The organism is Candidatus Binataceae bacterium (assembly GCA_035508495.1).
Lineage (GTDB): Bacteria > Desulfobacterota > Binatia > Binatales > Binataceae > JASHPB01.
On record DATJMX010000077.1, the window covers coordinates 25,826 to 43,410 of the forward strand.

The 17,585-nt window shown below is 61.2% G+C and carries 20 protein-coding genes and 1 tRNA gene; 6 read left to right on the top strand and 15 right to left on the bottom strand.

Annotated elements, in window-relative coordinates:
* Positions 1 to 27: 27 nt before the first annotated feature.
* The 3 genes from VMA09_22305 to VMA09_22315 are packed head-to-tail and all read right to left on the bottom strand — an operon-like array spanning position 28 to position 2,427.
* On the bottom strand, positions 28 to 180 hold the full coding sequence (locus VMA09_22305; GenBank protein ID HUA36357.1) for a DUF5989 family protein: 153 nt from the start codon (positions 178 to 180) through the stop codon (positions 28 to 30).
* Complete coding sequence (locus VMA09_22310) at positions 180 to 587, bottom strand: SxtJ family membrane protein (GenBank protein ID HUA36358.1); 408 nt, start codon at positions 585 to 587, stop codon at positions 180 to 182. The genes VMA09_22305 and VMA09_22310 overlap by 1 nt, the downstream gene beginning before the upstream one ends.
* Positions 580 to 2,427: a carbamoyltransferase gene (locus VMA09_22315; protein HUA36359.1), complete on the bottom strand. Its 1,848-nt coding sequence runs from the start codon at positions 2,425 to 2,427 to the stop codon at positions 580 to 582. The genes VMA09_22310 and VMA09_22315 overlap by 8 nt, the downstream gene beginning before the upstream one ends.
* Positions 2,428 to 2,548: 121 nt before the next feature.
* Between VMA09_22315 and VMA09_22320 the strand changes: the two genes are divergently transcribed.
* Positions 2,549 to 3,748 (top strand): SGNH/GDSL hydrolase family protein, encoded by a 1,200-nt coding sequence (locus VMA09_22320; protein HUA36360.1) that lies wholly within the window; start codon positions 2,549 to 2,551, stop codon positions 3,746 to 3,748.
* 302 nt (positions 3,749 to 4,050) lie between these two features.
* On the opposite strand, the gene VMA09_22325 is transcribed toward VMA09_22320, so the two are convergent.
* A complete protein-coding gene (locus tag VMA09_22325; protein ID HUA36361.1) occupies positions 4,051 to 4,227 on the bottom strand; it encodes a hypothetical protein in 177 nt (58 codons plus the stop codon).
* Here VMA09_22325 and VMA09_22330 point away from each other — a divergent pair.
* The 3 genes from VMA09_22330 to VMA09_22340 all read left to right on the top strand — a co-directional run bounded on the left by VMA09_22330 (position 4,205) and on the right by VMA09_22340 (position 6,019).
* Positions 4,205 to 5,074, top strand: a complete 870-nt coding sequence (locus VMA09_22330) for an FAD-dependent oxidoreductase (protein ID HUA36362.1) — start codon at positions 4,205 to 4,207, stop codon at positions 5,072 to 5,074. The genes VMA09_22325 and VMA09_22330 overlap by 23 nt on opposite strands.
* Before the next feature lie 10 nt (positions 5,075 to 5,084).
* Positions 5,085 to 5,462: a hypothetical protein gene (locus tag VMA09_22335; protein HUA36363.1), complete on the top strand. Its 378-nt coding sequence runs from the start codon at positions 5,085 to 5,087 to the stop codon at positions 5,460 to 5,462.
* A gap of 212 nt (positions 5,463 to 5,674) precedes the next feature.
* Complete coding sequence (locus VMA09_22340) at positions 5,675 to 6,019, top strand: RidA family protein (GenBank protein HUA36364.1); 345 nt, start codon at positions 5,675 to 5,677, stop codon at positions 6,017 to 6,019.
* Between the two features lie 22 nt (positions 6,020 to 6,041).
* Here the strand turns inward: VMA09_22340 and VMA09_22345 are convergent, their stop codons facing one another.
* From VMA09_22345 to VMA09_22375, 7 genes are all read right to left on the bottom strand, one after another.
* Positions 6,042 to 6,779, bottom strand: a complete 738-nt coding sequence (locus VMA09_22345; protein HUA36365.1) for a DUF169 domain-containing protein — start codon at positions 6,777 to 6,779, stop codon at positions 6,042 to 6,044.
* Between the two features lie 20 nt (positions 6,780 to 6,799).
* Complete coding sequence (locus VMA09_22350) at positions 6,800 to 8,497, bottom strand: hypothetical protein (protein HUA36366.1); 1,698 nt, start codon at positions 8,495 to 8,497, stop codon at positions 6,800 to 6,802.
* Between the two features lie 40 nt (positions 8,498 to 8,537).
* Positions 8,538 to 9,176, bottom strand: a complete 639-nt coding sequence (locus VMA09_22355; GenBank protein ID HUA36367.1) for a TetR/AcrR family transcriptional regulator — start codon at positions 9,174 to 9,176, stop codon at positions 8,538 to 8,540.
* A 274-nt stretch (positions 9,177 to 9,450) separates the two neighbouring features.
* Positions 9,451 to 9,535, bottom strand: a tRNA-Leu gene (locus VMA09_22360).
* Positions 9,536 to 9,731: 196 nt separating this feature from the next.
* Complete coding sequence (locus tag VMA09_22365; protein HUA36368.1) at positions 9,732 to 10,736, bottom strand: LLM class flavin-dependent oxidoreductase; 1,005 nt, start codon at positions 10,734 to 10,736, stop codon at positions 9,732 to 9,734.
* A gap of 16 nt (positions 10,737 to 10,752) precedes the next feature.
* Positions 10,753 to 11,766, bottom strand: coding sequence for an LLM class flavin-dependent oxidoreductase (locus VMA09_22370; GenBank protein ID HUA36369.1), 1,014 nt, complete (start codon positions 11,764 to 11,766; stop codon positions 10,753 to 10,755).
* 14 nt (positions 11,767 to 11,780) lie between these two features.
* Positions 11,781 to 12,896, bottom strand: coding sequence for an LLM class flavin-dependent oxidoreductase (locus VMA09_22375; GenBank protein HUA36370.1), 1,116 nt, complete (start codon positions 12,894 to 12,896; stop codon positions 11,781 to 11,783).
* Positions 12,897 to 13,042: 146 nt separating this feature from the next.
* On the opposite strand from VMA09_22375, the gene VMA09_22380 reads away from it, so the two are divergent.
* Complete coding sequence (locus VMA09_22380) at positions 13,043 to 13,495, top strand: MaoC family dehydratase (protein HUA36371.1); 453 nt, start codon at positions 13,043 to 13,045, stop codon at positions 13,493 to 13,495.
* Positions 13,456 to 14,382, top strand: coding sequence for a CoA ester lyase (locus VMA09_22385; GenBank protein ID HUA36372.1), 927 nt, complete (start codon positions 13,456 to 13,458; stop codon positions 14,380 to 14,382). Before VMA09_22380 ends, VMA09_22385 begins: the two co-directional genes overlap by 40 nt.
* A 29-nt stretch (positions 14,383 to 14,411) precedes the next feature.
* Here the strand turns inward: VMA09_22385 and VMA09_22390 are convergent, their stop codons facing one another.
* From VMA09_22390 to VMA09_22405, 4 genes are all read right to left on the bottom strand, one after another.
* On the bottom strand, positions 14,412 to 14,864 hold the full coding sequence (locus VMA09_22390) for a c-type cytochrome (GenBank protein HUA36373.1): 453 nt from the start codon (positions 14,862 to 14,864) through the stop codon (positions 14,412 to 14,414).
* A 153-nt stretch (positions 14,865 to 15,017) separates the two neighbouring features.
* The gene (locus tag VMA09_22395; protein HUA36374.1) at positions 15,018 to 15,872 is read right to left on the bottom strand and encodes an alpha/beta hydrolase; all 855 of its coding nucleotides are present in this window, start codon (positions 15,870 to 15,872) and stop codon (positions 15,018 to 15,020) included.
* Positions 15,873 to 15,883: 11 nt separating this feature from the next.
* Entirely contained in the window at positions 15,884 to 16,264 is a 381-nt protein-coding gene (locus tag VMA09_22400; GenBank protein HUA36375.1) for an SCP2 sterol-binding domain-containing protein, read from the bottom strand.
* Positions 16,265 to 16,274: 10 nt separating this feature from the next.
* On the bottom strand, positions 16,275 to 17,495 hold the full coding sequence (locus VMA09_22405; protein ID HUA36376.1) for an amidohydrolase family protein: 1,221 nt from the start codon (positions 17,493 to 17,495) through the stop codon (positions 16,275 to 16,277).
* Between the last annotated feature and the right edge of the window lie 90 nt (positions 17,496 to 17,585).

A 17,585-nucleotide genomic window follows, 5' to 3' on the forward strand; every position in this document is an offset into this window, starting at 1 on the left:
ATACGTCTCCCTTCGTGCACTGGCCGTTCAGAAGAGAGTGTAGATGAATGGGGCGACGGCTGAGAACTGGGCGAGAATTACCAGCACACCCACGATCAGCAGGACCGCGATCGCGGGAGCCAGCCAGAACTTCTTCTCTGCCTTCATGAAGCGCCAAAGATCGCGCAGCAGATCCAACATCAGAACGGCATCTCCATGGTCTCGCGAGCCCGCTTGCGGCTTGGCACGCGATAAGTTTCCGCGTCAGGCTCGAATTTGCGGCTGATCGGATCGCGGCCGAACGCTCGCATCAGCAGCCCCATCGGCAGAATCACGACAAAGAAAAGAAGCGTCAAGATGATGCGGCTGTTGATCCAGCCGAGCACGATGCCGATGCGGGTCCAGATCCAGTGCACGTAGTAGAGCGAGCGCGGATAGACGAGTGCAGGAATCGCGAGCGCGATCGCGATCACCCACGGCCACGCCGGAAATCGATGATGCCGCAGGGCGGGGAAGGCCAATCCGAAAATCGCGACGAAGAGCGCGCCGGTCAGGAGGCCGAACGATCGCAGCTCGGAGTCGGTCGCGGTCTTCTGCTCGTCAATCAAGCGGGAAGTCCTTCTGCCATCCGGGGTCCTGCTCGCGATGCGGCTGCTTGCGCTTGTCGAGCAGGAAATTTTCGATGACGAGATAATCCATCTCGGTGCGCATGAAGCATCGATAGGAATCTTCCGGCGCACATACGATCGGCTCTCCGCGCACGTTGAACGACGTGTTCACCAGCACGGCGCATCCGGTCCTGTCGCGGAAGCGCGTCAGTAATTCATGGAAGCGCGGATTAGTCTCGCGATGCACGGTCTGCACGCGGGCGGAGTAGTCGAGATGCGTCACCGCGGGAATCGTCGAGCGCGGAACGTTGAGCCGCTCGATGCCGAAGAGCTGCTCCTGCTCGGGCGTCATCGGAATCCTGAGCCTCTCTTTCACGGGAGCCACCAGCATCATGTAAGGGCTCGGGCGATCGAGATCGAAATAGTTGGATACTTCTTCGGCAAGCACCACCGGCGCGAACGGGCGGAACGATTCGCGATACTTGATCTTGAGATTCATGACGGACTGCATCCTGGTGCTGCGCGGATCGCCGAGAATCGAGCGTGCGCCGAGCGCGCGCGGACCAAATTCCATGCGCCCCTGCGACCATCCGACGACACTCTCGGCGGCCAGCAGATCGGCCACGCGCGGAACGAGGTCCGCATCGTCGAGGCGCTCGTAAACCGCGCCGAGCGCGTCGAGCGAAGCGCGGATCTCGTCGTCATTATACGCAGGACCGAGATACGACCCATGCATCGCATCGTCTTCGCGAACCGAGCGCGGCTGCTCGAGATACTGGTACCATCCCGCGAGCGCGGCGCCGAGTGCACCGCCCGCATCTCCCGCCGCGGGCTGAATCCAGAGGTCGCGATACGGCCCTTCGCGCAGGATGCGGCCGTTGGCGACGCAATTGAGCGCGACGCCGCCCGCCATGCAGAGATAATCGGTGCCCAGCTCGCGATGCACAGTGCGAGTGAGCCGCAGCACCGCCTCCTCGGTCACTTTCTGAATCGACGCCGCGAGATCCATCTCGCGCTGGCCGAGCGGACTCTCAGGCTTGCGCGGCGGACCGCCGAACAGCTCGTCGAAGTGACTGTTAGTCATCGTGAGGCCGGTCGCGTAATCGAAGTAGCGCATGTTGAGGCGAAAGGTGCCGTCGGGCTTGAGATCGATGAGCTCGCGCAGCATGACATCGACGTACTTGGGCTCGCCATACGGCGCGAGTCCCATCACCTTGTACTCGCCCGAGTTCACCTTGAAGCCGGTGTAGTAGGTAAACGCCGAGTAGAGCAGGCCGAGCGAATGCGGAAAATCGACCTCCCATTGCGGAGTGAGGCGATTGCCCTCGCCGAGCCATACTGTAGTTGTCGCCCATTCGCCGACGCCGTCGAGGCAAACTACCGCGGCGCGCTCGAACGGGCTTGGAAAAAATGCCGACGCGGCGTGCGCCTGGTGATGCTCGGTGAAGCGAAGCGGCGGCAGCGCCGATTTGCTGCACTGGCCGAGCGCGGCGAGCTCCTTGCGCAGGAGCGATTTAAGATAGAGCTTTTCCTTGAGCCACACCGGCATCGCGGTGGCGAACGATCGCAGACCCTTGGGAGCGTAGCCGAGGTAGGTTTCGAGCAGGCGATCGAACTTGAGCAGCGGCTTATCGTAAAAAACGACGTCGGTGAGATCTTTGACGCCGATGTTCGCAGTCTTGAGGCAGTAGGCGGCCGCCAGATGCGGAAAGCGGGCGTCGAATTTCTTGCGCGTGAAGCGCTCTTCCTGCGCCGCCGCGGCGATTTCGCCATCAACGACAAGAGCTGCGGCGCTGTCGTGATAATAGGCCGATATGCCCAGAATCCTTCGAGTAGTCACGAATCGATGAAGCGCGGCGCTGGGGCCGCCGCCACGATGGTATTAGAAGGATCGTGCGCGCGCCAGTTAGGTCGCGCGCCCCAAATCGGCGGCGTATAAAAGGTAGCGCCAAGGATAGCGCATGCCCCGAGCCCGGTCCGTCACTTACGCCCTGATAACGATTCTTGTCGGGATTCTCTTTGCGGCGGCGATTGCCGAGCTTGCGCTCCGCGCCGTCGGCTATTCCGATCCAACCTTCTACCTGCCAGACGCCCAGCTCGGATGGGTACTGCGGCCGAATTCGCATGGATGGTTCAAGGACGAAGGGAGCGCGTATTTCCAGGTCAACGCCGCCGGGCGTCACGATGAAGACGTTGCGACGAGCAAACCTCCGGGCACGTTTCGAATCGCGGTGCTGGGCGATTCTTTCACCGAGGCCAAGCAGGTTCCGATCGAGCAGAACTTCTGCTCGCTGATCCAGAACGGACTGAGTCATTGCGATGCGCTTCACGCATCGCGCGTCGAGGTGCTGAACTTCGGCGTCGCCGGATACGGCACGACGCAGGAGCTGCTCCAGATGCGCGAGCGGGTTTGGCAATACTCGCCGGACATGGTGATGCTGGCGTTCTTCGTCGGCAACGATGTCTTCGACAATTCCGCTCCGCTGGGAGCCAATCTTCAGCGGCCGTTTTTCGTGAAAAAGAACGGCGCCTGGACGCTCGACTACTCGTTTCACGAGCTGCGCCACTACAGGAAGGCTGTCGCGCGGGTGCATTCGTTCGGAACTTTCCTGCGCGACCATCTGCGCGTTGTGCAACTGATGGAGCAGGCGATACGCGGGCTCCATCAACTTGGCGATCGCAATAGTGATGACACGGCGTCGCAGCCGGCCGGGCCGCCGCTCGACAAACCCGCGACATCACCTCAACTGAAAGATGCGCTCGACGCGACTTACTACGCGCTCGACACGATGAACCAGGAAGTACGCGCGCATGATGCTCGCTTCCTGATGGTGATCATCGAGAACCCGATGCAGGTGAATCCTGATCCGGCGGTGCGCGCGGCCCGGATGCGTCAACTCGGCATTACCGACGAATTCTATTTCGAAGAGCAGCTCGCGTCATTCGCTCGCGATCACGGGTTCCAAGTGCTGAGCCTTGCCCAGCCGTTCCAGAAATATGCCGACGAGCATCACGTCTATCTTCACGGCTTCGCCAACACGGCATTCGGCAGCGGCCACTGGAATCGCGAAGGTCACGCGCTAGCGGCGGAGCTCATAGAAAAAAAGACCTGCGAGATGCTCGCGGCGCCGGTGCAGTCGCCGGCACAATCTTCAAATTGAAATTCCACTAATTGCCGAGCGCGGGGAGCGAAAGTTGGCTGCCGCTTACTGTCGCCCCGAGAGCAAGGTCTCCTTGGGCTTCGTCGAAGGACTCAACAACTAGCTTCGCGTCATTCAGCGCCTTGCCTACAAGCTGCGCGACGAGGAACATCGACTGAGGTCCCGACCTGTATTTTGCTCAAGCTCTGAGGTCGCCGGCACGCGCCCGCGGGCCCGGTGCTTACCAACACCCAGCCCCCCCGCGTCGCCTAGCTCGTTGCCGGCCCGCGCCGCGCCCGCCCACTCCCCAACGCGCGGAATCGTCAAATCTGCGGAAGAGGCGAAAAACTCACAAAGGGAAGAAAGCCATGGAAGAATGCGATCTCTTCGTGCTGGGCAGCGGCACTGGCGGCAAAATTCTTGCCGGGACATTCGCACAAAAGGGACAACGCGTGATTGCGATCGAGCGCAAATACGTTGACCGGTTCGTGCCCGAACATCGCGTGCCTGCCCAGCAAGAACATCATCCACAGCGCCAAGGTTGCCTCGTTCTTTTATCGCAGCAACGAATTCGGCATCAGCAAAGAGAATGTTCGCATCAACATGGCAGCCGTGCGTGAGCGCAAGCGCAAGATGGTGACGCACGTTGTCGACGTTTTTCGCGACCACTACTTAACCAAGAGTGGCGCGGAACTGGTGATGGGCACAGGATGCTTCATCGGCCCGAAAACCATCGAAGTTGCCTTGAACGACGGCGGGACACGCACGTTCCGGGGTAAAATTGTAGCCATCAATACCGGCTCGCGCGCCACGATTGAGCCAATTCCGGGATTGGCCGAGGCGAAGCCGCTGAGCCACATCGAGGCACTTGAACTTGATCACATCCCGAAACACCTCTTGGTTCTGGGCGCTGGTTATGTCGGACTCGAACTTGCCCAGGCCTTCCGCCGTTTCGGTGCCGAGGTCACGCTGATCGACCGCAATGGCCGCCTCGCGCACAACGAAGACGAAGATGCCTCGCAGGCAGTGGAAGAATTGTGCCGGGATGAAGGCATCACCGTCGTCACGAATGCAAAAATATCCCGCGTCGAGGGCAACTCCGGCGATTGGATCAGACTCCTCGGCTCGCGCAACGGAGCCGACCTTTCTCTGAAAGGCACCCACCTGCTGGTAGCCGCAGGACGTACGCCCAATACGAGCGGCATCGGACTCGAAAAGGCGGGCGTGGAGACTACAGACCGCGGCTACGTGAAGGTGAACGAGCGGTTGCAGACGACCGCCGAGGGTGTTTTGGGCCATTGGAGATTGCGCTGGAAGCCCACAGTTCACGCATATCTCAACCGATGATTTCAGGGTTGTGAGTGACAACATCGCCGGCGGCAATCGTGTGACGACCGGCCGACAGGTTCCGTTCTGCATGTTCACCGACCCGGAATTGGCCCGTATCGGGCTCAACGAAACGGAGGCCAAACGGCGCGGCATCGCTTATCGCGTTGCCAAGTTGCCCGTGGCTGCCGTCCTTCGCGCGATGACGATTTCTGAAACGCGCGGATTTATGAAGGTGTTGATCGAAGCGGAAAGCGACCGCATCCTCGGATTCACAATGTTTGGCACCGGCGCTGGGGACGTTATGGCAGCCGTGCAGATGGCGATGCTTGGGGGATTGCCGTACACCGCGATACGCGACGCGGTCATCGCTCATCCCACCATGAAGACGTTGTCCTGCCCGAAGTGAGCCTTGAACCGATCAAGAATTCGGCCGGCGGTTGATGATTTCTCCTCGATGGCCGGCCTATCAACTATGATGACCGCTATACGAAATAGACCAACGCGGTCCTGCCCAGCGCCTTATTCCAACCTGTTCCAAAGCTGCAGTGTCGAACCGCATCTCCGCTGACGAGCATTATCCGCGTCGAACCGTATGACAGCAATTTCGAGAAATGGGGTGTGCCGGTCTCGGTCTGCACTCGCGCCGGCGACATGATCTTCGTCTCGGGTCTGCCACCTTTTGATCCCAAGACCGGAGAACTTCTCCTCCATGCGCCTTTTGAACAGCAGGCCGAACGCTGCCTGGAAGAGTTGAAGACGGCACTTGAGGCGGCGGGATCCGACCTCGAGCACGTCCTGAAGGTCAACGTAATCTGTGTGAGCGCGGAGCGCTTCAAGGAATTCAACGAAATTTACAAGCGCTACTTTCCCAAGAATCCGCCAGCCCGCATTTTCTTCTGTGTGCCGGTATGGACGGGCCCGTTTGATATTGAAATCGAGTGCGTCGCGGTCCGGAAAGACTAGCCACCTAGCGTCTCGGTGCCTTTCACGACTTTGCGCTGAAGCGCTGCGTGTCGGTGCCCGCGTAGCTAGCCATCGAGCGGTCAAGGTCCGCGGCTGCTTCTATGGCGGGGATGATTTCGGCGAGCCGCGACCCGGGCAGCGCGCAGGTCAACTCCTCAGAACGCATCCCTGTGCGCGCGCGGCTCAACGCGCAGCCGACACTCGCTGCGATCTCTCGGTTCTCCCGAGCGATGGCAATGATGTGGCACTGTGGCTTCCCCTCGATGCGAAGCTTTGGGAACGCATCCTTAAGCGTCATCAGCGCAAGCGCGTTGACGCGCAGGAGTACGACGTCTGGATCCGTCTCGAACTTGCCGAGCGGTCCGTAGACAACCTGCGCCGGCCGGTCGAGCACATGCGGCAGCGAGGACATAGCGGCTTCGTTTACCCAACCCGATTCGAGCGCGGCCACAACGTCGTCGCGCGGGGCGGCTTCGTCTAGGGTGATGAACCCATGCGTGTAGGAACCGACGCTGCAGTTGGCGTGGTCAGCAGCGATGGTCGAAAACATCCGGTCGACTGCTTTCATCCAGAAGACGCATCCTGCCGGCACCGCACCTGTGCGACCGGACTCGTTCGGGGCAGGATACTTTGCGTCGAACTGCGGTGCGTCGCTTGCAGCGCCTTGCGGCACGAAAGCGATTCCTATCGGGGCGCCTATCGGTTTCAGTGCCGCAATCAGGCGGTCGGCGAGATCGCACCATATGGCGTTGCGATTCACTTTGGTCCCTCCTCGAACACTCATCCGGCGGCTGCACAGCAGGGACACGTGCCGGAGACGGTCGAGACGGCGGTCACGATGTCCGTCACGGTGGTTCGGGGTCTGACGACCGCGCCGCCATTCGAGGCAGGACTCGCCTCGCTCGATCCGGCTTTCGGGGCCTTGGCCGGCTGCGCTCCGCGATAGCCCGTCAGGATCTCGTAGCGATGGTCGCCGACCTCTGTCTCGATCTCGATCGAGCTGGAATCGGTCGCGCGCCAGGATTTGTAGATTTCATCGTCGCGGCGAACCTGGACGCTGCGAGCGTCCGGAAGGTTGCGAACGCAAAAGCGGGTTGCGTCGCCGCGCGCGCTCGACGTCGCCGCAAAACTCTCGAGTTGAAGCAACCCGCGAGCGGTGTCATTCCAGGCGACGGAGAATCCCAACTTCGGGTACTCAGCATTCGCTACGGTCGGCGCGGAGAACTTCTCGCTGTCCACCTCGCTGAACGCGCGTCCCCATTCGCCCTCGCCGTCAAGCAGATGCTTCAGCATATAGAGCGCGCTCTCCTGGCCGCGGGGATAGCGTTCGCCGTACTTGAAGAAGTAGCCGTACTCGTCCGCTTCAGCGCCATCGTCGGAGTCGAACAAACGCCCGTTCTCCATGCTTTCGAGCTTGCGGCCGAGCCGGCGCGCGGTAGTGTGATCGCCAAACTCGCGCGCCATCAGGAAGCCAATCGTGAGCCCGCGCGGGTCAGGTCCCCTGTACAAAACGGGCATCCATCGCTTGTCCCATCCGATCGACGCGACGGCAGCGCGGTAGAGCTGCTCTCCGAGTTCCCGGTTCTGCGGAACTACATAAATTGAAGGAAAGAGACCTGACACCCGGCTATTGCCGTGGATACGGTCGAGGAGAGGATCGTAGTAAAACGCCACCCACTTGAGTCGGCCGCGCTGGTCGAAGCCCATGTACTTCTTCTTGAACGCCTCTTCGACCCAGCGATCGTAGACCCAATGCGTTTTAGTCCCGACCGTCAGATCGGTCAGTTGCAAGCCGAGTCCAGCCGCCGACAGGCAGAACGGCCAGCTCTTGGTGTTTTCGCAATGCGGGCCGTGGGGAACTCCCGCCCACTGATTGCTCAGGTACTCGGCGATCCCGCGATGAGTCCAGGCAAAGGTCCGGTCGTCGAGACCAGTGACCTCGAAAGGTTTGTCCCACGTAGATTCGCCGGACACTGCGCGATGGATCGCCAGCATCAGCGTGAAGAAGCCGCGGAAGAACAGATTGCCCGTTGAGCCGATCGGATCCGGCTGCAGTCCCCACGGCTCGATGCCGTTGGCGGTCCAGCCGGGCACGTCGTACTTGCCCCAGAGGTCCTTCGGGATGAGTGCCCGATATGCTTTCGGATAGCTCGTGCGGTCCGGATCGGGGCCGATCTTGGTGAGCCAATCGACGGCAGCCCAGAAAGTGGTGTGCCGGCGGATCAATTCGTCGAGAATCTTGGTGTAAACCTCGCGCCAAGCCGGCGTCTTGCGCGCCAGGAGCAGCAGGCCGTACGACGACTCCGACAGATCGAAGCGCGCGAACGACAACATTGGCGCCAGGCTTCTGTCGTCCCACCATGGGCTCGGTTTGCCAGTGCGCGACCAATCGTCGGGCGTCATCGCCTTGCGCCAAAGGTGTCGGAGCCAGCCGCGCACTTCGGGTTTCAATCGGGGAGCGCCTTCGGGAAGGCTCATCTTCCCTCCTTCCAGCACAGAGCGATGGGAGAGTCCGGCTTCAATGTTGCCTCAGTTTGATCGCCCGCTGAATAAGCAATGCGTCGGCACGGAGGCGGGCCAGCACGGCCTTTTCGTGCGCGACCGGCCTGCCGCGATTGGTCGCCCGTCCGAGCGCCAAGCCGAACATCGTCTCTCGTGCCATCAGGTAGAATGCGCGGTGCTCGTCGGCGGTGAGGATCGAATCCGGCCTTACCAGCGCGGAGAACTCACCGACTACGGGTCCGATCTCGGCGCGCAGGCTCGGGTCATTGGCCATGGCCAGCCAAGCTTCGAGGACTGCCTTGAAGCGGGCGTTGCCGATAGCAGACCAAGTGGCATCGATCATCGTGGTCAGGTCTGAAACCGGGGGACCGTCCTTTCTGCGCATCTCGGCGTAGAGGCGCCGGAGGGCATCTGCAAGAAGACTCGGCAGGTTCGGGTAATGGTGGTGAAAGGCACCCCGTGTGACCTTAACCCGCTTGCACACCTCCACAGCTGAGACCGCCGCCCACCCGTGCTCTATCAGCAAGTCGATCGCCGCGTCAGCCAGCGCGGCACGGGTCGCGGCGCTGCGATCCGCCTGCGTGCGCCGAGGACAGCCTGCCGTGCGTCCTCCCGCGCTGCTCACAGTTCGTTCACCTGCATCGTTGGGCTCCATGTGCTTGAGTCCGATTCCACAAGCGGGTGTGCCAGCCCATCAGAGGTCGTTGCGGAGCTGCGCGATCAGTCGTGGGGCAAATACATACATGAACGTATGTATGTAGGCAAGCGCTCCGATAAGCATCAAAACCGGCCAAAGGTATCAACAACGGGCCGGTCCTCAGCTACCCGCCTGCTACGTCTGTTTTTCGATGCCGGTTACACGCTAGTTGGATCCTCAAAAGGTCAACTACTCGCGTTCAAGGTCTAGGCTGTCCGTCAGAAGATCGCGGTGCCGGGGGCGGGACGCGAACCAGCACGGAGGTTGCCCCCCTGAGAATTTTAAGTCCTCTGCGTATGCCATTTCGCCACCCCGGCCCCGCAGCGCGCGAGTGGCGTTCGCTGCGCCAGATCAAGGGTCGCTGGTCACTGCCCTGGTCGTGGTTCTACCATCTTTATCTTTCAATTCGGTCGCCCCTTGGCCGCCTTATTGTATGCTATCGATATACAATAGACTATCGGCGATTGCATACGCATCGCGCTGGTGTAATTGCGGCGGGAACTGGATGAGCAGTTACTTGCGCAGCTTGGGCAGGACTTCGGTGGCGAAGCGCTCGAGCGAGCGCATTGCTTTGCGCGGCTCGAGTCCTGGCAACTGCATCGCAACGCAGAGCTCGGTCATCGGCGTTGATTCGATCGCCTCGGCGAGGCGGTCCGCGACTTCCGCCGGCGTGCCGATCACGCTGTTGCGGCGCAGGATCGTGGCGTCGGGAGGATTCGGGGCGGCGGTGCCGACGGCGGAGAGCCACTTGGCGTAGAGGCGCGACTGGTACATCGCGGCAGGCTCGATGTCCTTCCAGGCCTGCTCCGCGCTGTCGGCGATATAGACGATGCGATTGCTGACGACGTTGAAGTCGTCGGGATTGCGGCCGTTGGCGACCAGCGCGTCGCGATACATCGCGACCTCGCGCTTGCCAAGGTTGCACGCGAACGAGAGTCCGAGCTTCGCTCCGCGCCTGATGGCTTCAGGAGCCATCCCGCCCCACAGCAGTTCCGGATGCGGCAGGCTTACGGGCTTCGGCAGGATTCGCACATCGTCGAACTTGAAATACTTGCCCGCGAAGCTGAAGCGCTCGCCGGTCCACGCGCGCTTTAGGATTTCGATCGTCTCGAGTGTGCGGCCGAGGCGCTCCTTGCGCGAGATCTGAAAGCCGTTGAACTCCTCGTCGCGATACGCAAGGCCGAGTCCCAGCCGCAAGCGGCCGTTCGAGATCACATCGATCAAAGCGGAGTCTTCGGCGAGGCGCAGCGGATGGTAGAACGGCACGAGCAGCACGTAGGTGCCGATCGTCACGCGCTTTGTGCGAGCCGCGATCGCAGCGAGCGCGGGCGTCACGGCGGCAAGATAACCGTCGTCGGTGAAGTGATGCTCGGTCAGCCAGACTGAATCGAGGCCGTTCTGATCGGCGTAGTCGACCTGCGCCATCATCGCGGCGTAGAATTCCGCGTCGCCGATCTTCGAGAGCTCGGGCGGGTTGCGGAAATCGAGCATGTAACCGAACTTCACTGACCTCAGCATCGCAGTCGCCCCAAACTCAAGCCTTGTAGAACGTGTTGATGATCGCGTCGCGATAGCCGTTCAGGCGATCGGGCGGGACGAAATACTGTGGCGGCGAGATCGTCATCGAATCGGCATGCGGCCAGATTTTTTCGACGCGCTCGCCCGCCTCATCCGGCGTGCCCGCGATCGCGAACGTCGTGACCATCTCGTCGGGGACCGCCTTGAGCATCGCGGCGGTATCGCCGCGCGAGGCCGCCGCGATCACGGCGCGCGCCGCGTCGCCGAAGCCATGCGCCTCGTAGAATTTCTCGTACTGCGGAATACTCGAATAGTTCGCGACGGTGCCGCGCATGTCGTCGATCGCCTGCTTGCGATCGTTGGAGACCGCCGCGTAGTTCCAGATGTTCACGTGAAACTGTGCGCGCGGCCGTCCCGCTGCCGCCAGCGTCTCATCGACAATTTTCGAGCTCTCGGTGATCGCCTTGAGCGACCAGATCGGATGTCCCATCACGCCGTCGGCCGTCTTCGCGCCCATCACGATCGTGTTCTTGAAAAGCGCGGGAACCCAAATCGGAATCGAGGCGCGCACCGGTTTGCGAGTGGTCAGGCCGCGCAGATCGAGCTTGTGATACTCACCGCTCAGCTCGCCGAGTTGGCCAGTCGCGCCGCGCTCGATGATCGCGCGCACCGCCTCGACGACCTCGCGCAGGTGCGCGACCGGCTTGCCGTAGGTCGCGCCGTGAGCGCGCTCGTTGAATGTGCGCACGCTGGTGCCGAGGCCGAGCACGGTGCGCCCGCCACTCAGGCGATCGATATCTAACGCGTTGAGCGCGGTCTCGAGCGGACTGCGGGTGAAGGCGAAGGCGATTCCCGAGCCGATTTGCATCCGCGTCGTCGCCATCGCGATCGCCGCCATGGTCGGGAACGGCGGCGCGTGAAGCTGCGGAACCCAGACGCCGTAGAGCCCCAAATCCTCGAAGCGCCGCATGAGCCTGGTCAGCTCCGCGGCGGGCATCGCCTGGACGATCTCCCAATAATTTCGCTTCATGCGCCGCCTGCCGATCAGCGCGCCGCCGCAGGCAGCGGCAACTCGGCACACTCGCACAGCGGCTCGGTCTGCCACTTCTTAACTTCGGGCAGCACGTGCTTCACGAAGCATTTCGTGTTGCGCTCGGCTTCATCGTAGGGCATGCCGCCGTAGCTGAAGTTCAGGAGAAACGCGTTCGCATCGATCGTGTCGCGGATCATCGCGAGCTTTTCGAGCACCATGTCGGGCGTGCCCCACGGCATCAGGTTGACGAAGCCGGCGGCGGCGCCCTCGATTCCGTGCTTGCCGATGAACTTGTTGATAGCCGCATACGACTCGTAGCCGCGATGCGTGCCGAATTTCTCCGAAGTCATCTCATAGTGTTTGATGACCGACACGTAGTTAGCAGATAGCCATTTATGCGCCTGCTCCTCGGCGCGATCCTTGTTCTCATCGACGAAGACAAAGCCACCGCTGATCGGCTTCGGCGCGGGCGTCGAGCCGTGATGCTCTTTCCAGGCGGCGTGATAGACGCGGAAGTCTTCCTTGACGGCATCCCAGGGCTTTTGCGGGATGACCATCAGGCCGATGCCGAGCTTCGCCATGATCGGCATCGACTCGGGCGAGACTGCGGCAGCATACGTGCGGCCCTTGAACGACTTGAACGGGTAGGGGCGGATCTCGCGGCGTGGCTGCTTGGTGAAGCGGCCGCCTTCCATGTAGCCCTTTTCGAGCGCGTCGATGAGCAGCTCGGCGTATTCGACGAAGAGGCCGCGCGCTTCATTTTGATCGACGCGAAAGCCGTCGTACTCGATTCGCGCGAGACCGCGACCGAGGCCCAGGATCATGCGGCCTTCGGAAAGATTGTCGAGCACCGAGACCTGCTCGGCGACGCGAATCGGATCGTGCCACGGCAACACCACGACCGCGGAGCCGAGCCGCGCGGTCCTGGTCTTGCCCGCCATGTAGGTGAGGAACTGCAGCACATCGGGACACATCGTGTAGTCGTCGAAGTGATGCTCGACGCACCAGATCGATTCGAAGCCCATCGGCTCGGCCATTTCGGCGAGCCGCACTTCGTGACGCCACGCATCGTGATCGCGAAATTGATTGCCGGGATTCTGAAAGAGCAGTCCATAGCCAGTGTGCATAGATCTTCTCCTGATCCGCTCGAAGGGGTAAGCCGACCTTAGATCAAAACGAGCAAAGGGTGTTAGACGCGCGCAGCGGTTTGCGGGCTTGCCGCGCGCATCGAATCGGCGCTAAGCCTGCGGTGTATTCGCAAGGAGGTCTTGCCGTGGCCGGGCTTTATTTCGAAGAGTTCGAAATTGGACAACGCTTCGCGCATGCGATCACGCGAACGATAACCGAGATGGATAACGTGCTGTTCACTGCGCTGACGCATAATCCACAGCCGCTGCATCTCGATGCCGAGTTTGCCAAGACGACCGAGTTCGGGCGCCCGCTCGTCAACAGCATTTTCACGCTGGGCCTGATGATCGGCGTATCGGTGGGAGACACCACGCTGGGCACGACGGTGGCCAATCTCGGGATGACCGACGTGGTATTTCCGAAGCCGGTGTTTTACGGCGACACGCTGCGCTCGGAGAGCATCGTGCTCGAAAAGCGTGAGAGCAAATCGCGGGGTGATGCGGGGATCGTGCTGTTCGAGCATAGGTGTATCAACCAGCGCGGCGAGGAAGTCGCGCGATGCAAACGCTCGGCGCTGATGCGCAAGAGGCCGAAGTGATGAACCTGCGCTCGATGCTTTTCGTGCCGGGAGACAGCGAAAAAAAACTGGCCAAGGTCGCGGGCGGTTCGGCGGATGCGCTGATCCTTGATCTCGAAGATGCGGTCGCGAAGGAGCGGCTGCCGCTCGCGCGCGGCATGGTCGCCGAGTATCTGAAATCGTCGCGCGCGAAAGCGGCCTCGCAGCAGCGATGGGTGCGTATCAATCCGATGTCAACCCCCGACGCGCTGCCCGATCTTGCCGCGATCGTCGTGGGCGCTCCCGACGGGATCGTCGTGCCGAAAACCAACTCCGGCGCCGACGCGATCCTGCTCGATCATTATTTGACGGCGCTCGAAACTCGCGAAGGCGTCGAAGTGGGCAGCATCAAAATCTTCGCGGTTGCGACCGAGACTCCCACCGCGATGTTCACGCTCGGCACTTTCACGGGCGCAACGCCGCGACTCTATGGCATGACCTGGGGCGCCGAGGATCTGCCCGCCGCGGTGGGAGCTTCATCGAATCTCGATGACGCCGGCAATCTCGATTTCACCTACCAGCTCGCGCGCTCGCTGTGTCTGCTCGCGGCGACGGCCGCAGGCGTTGAGCCGATCGACACGGTGTACACGGATTTTCGCGACCGCGACGGATTGGGACGCAACGCGCGCGCGGCTCGGCGCGCTGGATTCACTGGCAAAATCGCGATTCATCCCGACCAGGTCGAGATCATCAACGAGGCGTTCACGCCGTCGGCCGAAGATGTCGCATATGCAAAGCGCGTCATCGAAGTATTCGCCGCGGGAGTGGGCACCGTTTCGCTCGACGGCAAGATGCTCGACAAGCCGCATCTGACGCAGGCGCATCGCGTCCTCGCCGCGGCGGATGCGGCAGCGCGCAGAAGATCGTAGCGGCTCAGCATCTCGATCAGCCGGGAACTTTATCGGGTCGGAGCAAGCGCCGAACTCACTGATGACGACAGCTTGTCGGCGTGAGAGAGCAGCATCGACAATTGCCATCGCTGGTCATCGGTGAGCATATCGACGAAGCCAGGCATTCCTGACAGGCGGATACCATTGGTGATTTTCCAGAAGATAACTCCCTCCGGATCATCGGTCACCATTTGCTTCGCTTCAAACAGCTGGGGTGGCGGGGGAAACATCGCCTTTGCAAATGCCGTCGAGGGATGGCCGGGCGAGCCGTGGCATCCTGCACAGTTTTCGTTGTAGGCCTTTGCGCCGCTGAGCAGGTTGTCGTCATTCAGCGGCAGCGGATTCTTCTTGTCAGCATCGCGACTGAAACTCGCGCGCAATGCCATTCGGGCGATCGTTTTCTCGAGCGGCAATGGCGTCGCCGTCGTTTGCATTGGCACCCCGCCGCCGCTGATGAACAAATAAGTGCCGATGCACAGCGCGAGGATCGTAACGATCGCGCCGATTAAGGCCCACAAGATTCGCGATGCCATTCAGCAAAAATTATACAAACCGCGCAATGAGCGCGACTCGGCTTGGGACGAGCGCCGGAAGCACGAATGCCCCCATGCTCTTCAGCGCCGTGACGACTTGCGGATCTCGTCGAGCACTGGGCGGATGTAGTTTTTGAAGTTGGCTGGGTCTTCGCTCATTGGGAAATGGCCGAGGCCTTTCATCGTTCGATATTTCACGCCTTTGATTCGCGCGGCGAGTTCTTCCGACATTGCCGGAGTGCTTGCCCAGTCGTATTCGCCGGTCAGCAAATGCAGCGGCGTGCGCGAGGTATCGATCATCTCCGCAGTCTCAGTGAGGTTGTGATCGACTGAGTAATAGTAGAGGTCACCCTTGAAAACGGGCGGCGCGCCCTGGCTATATACCCACGCGGTCTCGCGGCGGTATTTCTCCGGCGAGGTCGGCGACATCAGCCCGTACATTACACTCGCCTTGTACTCATTGCTGACGCGCGGATGCGCCCATTGATCGTCGTAGCCGCCGGGAGTGGCTATTGCGGCTTCGAGGCCGATAATCGCGCGAAACTCATTCGGGCAATGCATCGCAAGGTCGGTCGCGAGGTGGCCGCCGATCGAGCTGCCCATGTAAACCGGATGATCGAGTTCGAGCTCGTGCGCGAGCGCGACCACGAACTTCAGCAGGAAACCTTTCGTCAGCCGATACTCATTGCGCCACCATTCGATTCCCTCTGGCGGCACCGATTTGCCGTGATAGGGCAGATCATACGCGATCATGCGGAAGTCATGTTGAAAGTCGCGATCCTCGAGGAAATGCCGCCACTGGCGGCCGTCGGCGCCCGCGGTGTGCTGGAGCACGATCGGAATTCCCGCGCCCGCCTCCTCGAAGTAAACGCGATATTCGATGCCATCGATCGCGAGGTAAACGTAGCGTCCGCTTGCTGAGTCGTATCGCGCCATCGAAATCTCCGTCAGGCCGCGTTGATGTTGCGCATGATCTCGATCAGCCGGCAGGTCGCGCGATAGTACGGGTAGAAGCCGACGAGGTCGCCGTCGATTTTGAAACTTTCGCGCGACACGGCCGCCATCAGATCCTGGAAGAATGGTTTCGGCACCCGCTTCAGCATCTCGGCCCAGTCTGAATCGGGCGCGGAGATGGTGACGTCGGCCGAGGCGATCTTTGAGCCCTCCAGCTGATCGATACTCTCAATATGTCCCTCGTCAATTCTCATCAGCAGAGAATTGTTACCCAGATTAAATCGCACGCTGCCATTCCAAAGCCGCGCTGCGAGCCGGAACTCTCCGTCGGAATTAGCCGCGGCGACGATCAATTCAGTGTTAGCCAGTCGCATCGATGATTACTCAGTTGTGTGCTTCGCTGCGGTACTTCAGCAGACGGTCCACGTCGAAGTTGAACATCTTTATCGCGTTGAGGCCGAGGATTTTCGCGCGCTGTTCGTCGCTGAATGCGCCCATCTGGCGCTCGATCGCTTCCGCCGAATGAGGCCAGCTCCCTTCGTGATGCGGGTAGTCATTCGACCACAGGAAGTTATCGACGAGATCGAATTGCAGCGCCAGCGCGAGGCCCGTGCGATCCTCCTGAAACGCGACCGCGCCGTGCGCGCGAAAATACTCACTCGGCAGCGCTTTGAGCTTCGGATATGCCCACATGTGATGCTTCAGGTATGCCTCGTCCATCGCGTCGAGCGCCCACGGCACCCATCCGATTCCCGATTCGATCGCCGCGAACTTGAGTTTCGGGAAACGCTCAAATACTCCCGATGAGCAGAGCGCCGCGAGCGGCTCGATCGCCTGCACCAGCGCATGCGCGACATAGTTGGTGACTGCGCCGCCTTCCTTGCTCGCGCCGCGCGGATCCTTGCCGGTGCCGACGTGGAATGTGATCGGCATTGCGGTTTCCTCGATCAGCGCCCATATCGGATCGTAAACGCGCATGTTGTAGTTGGGGTCGCGCGCGTCCTGTGAGTTGAAGACCGGCTTGCACGGCATAGTCAGTCCGCGAAAGCCGAGCTTGGCGACGCGCTCGATCTCTTTGATCGAGCCGTCGATATCGGCGGTCGCGAGCGACGCCATCGGCGACATTCGATCGTTATATGCGCCGTAAGTTTCCCAGGCCCAGTCGTTCCAGACGCGGCATTGCGCCTGTGCGAAACCGGCGTCGGTTGTAGCCCACATGAAGAGGCCTTTGTTGGGGAAGATGATCTCGGCATCGACGCCGTCGCGGCGGCGATCTGCGAGGCGTTCGTTGATATCGGCACCGGCCTTGTTGCGAACGAGGTCTTCGCCTTCGAAGATACTCTCCTGCAGGCGTACACGGCGGAGCCCGTCGCTCACCGCCCATTTCACGCCGTGCTCATCGACTTCGATTCGCGGCAGGCGGCTCTTGTACTTCGCCTCGATGCGCTCGACCCAGAGATTGGCCGGCTCGTTGGCGTGACAGTCGCACGAGATCATCAGGTAGCGATTTGGATCATCGGGGCGCGCGGTGCGCTTCCATCCCGCGTGACCGGGAGTCCTGAGCCGCCAGCTATTGGCCTCGTCGATTGTCGTCGCAGTGGTCATAATACCGCTCCGTGCAACGTCAGCGTTAGCGCACCAAGCTCACAATAGTTCGATTGACCGTGGCGTCAACCGCGCCATTGGGGGGATCCC

Coding starts and splice junctions, on each gene's coding strand:
- VMA09_22305 (HUA36357.1), bottom strand. CDS start 180: ATGTTGGATCTGCTGCGCGATCTTTGGCGCTTCATGAAGGCAGAGAAG.
- VMA09_22320 (HUA36360.1), top strand. CDS start 2,549: ATGCCCCGAGCCCGGTCCGTCACTTACGCCCTGATAACGATTCTTGTC.
- VMA09_22325 (HUA36361.1), bottom strand. CDS start 4,227: ATGTTCGGGCACGAACCGGTCAACGTATTTGCGCTCGATCGCAATCAC.
- VMA09_22350 (HUA36366.1), bottom strand. CDS start 8,497: ATGAGCCTTCCCGAAGGCGCTCCCCGATTGAAACCCGAAGTGCGCGGC.
- VMA09_22355 (HUA36367.1), bottom strand. CDS start 9,176: ATGGAGCCCAACGATGCAGGTGAACGAACTGTGAGCAGCGCGGGAGGA.
- VMA09_22365 (HUA36368.1), bottom strand. CDS start 10,736: ATGCTGAGGTCAGTGAAGTTCGGTTACATGCTCGATTTCCGCAACCCG.
- VMA09_22370 (HUA36369.1), bottom strand. CDS start 11,766: ATGAAGCGAAATTATTGGGAGATCGTCCAGGCGATGCCCGCCGCGGAG.
- VMA09_22375 (HUA36370.1), bottom strand. CDS start 12,896: ATGCACACTGGCTATGGACTGCTCTTTCAGAATCCCGGCAATCAATTT.
- VMA09_22385 (HUA36372.1), top strand. CDS start 13,456: ATGCAAACGCTCGGCGCTGATGCGCAAGAGGCCGAAGTGATGAACCTG.
- VMA09_22395 (HUA36374.1), bottom strand. CDS start 15,872: ATGGCGCGATACGACTCAGCAAGCGGACGCTACGTTTACCTCGCGATC.
- VMA09_22400 (HUA36375.1), bottom strand. CDS start 16,264: ATGCGACTGGCTAACACTGAATTGATCGTCGCCGCGGCTAATTCCGAC.
- VMA09_22405 (HUA36376.1), bottom strand. CDS start 17,495: ATGACCACTGCGACGACAATCGACGAGGCCAATAGCTGGCGGCTCAGG.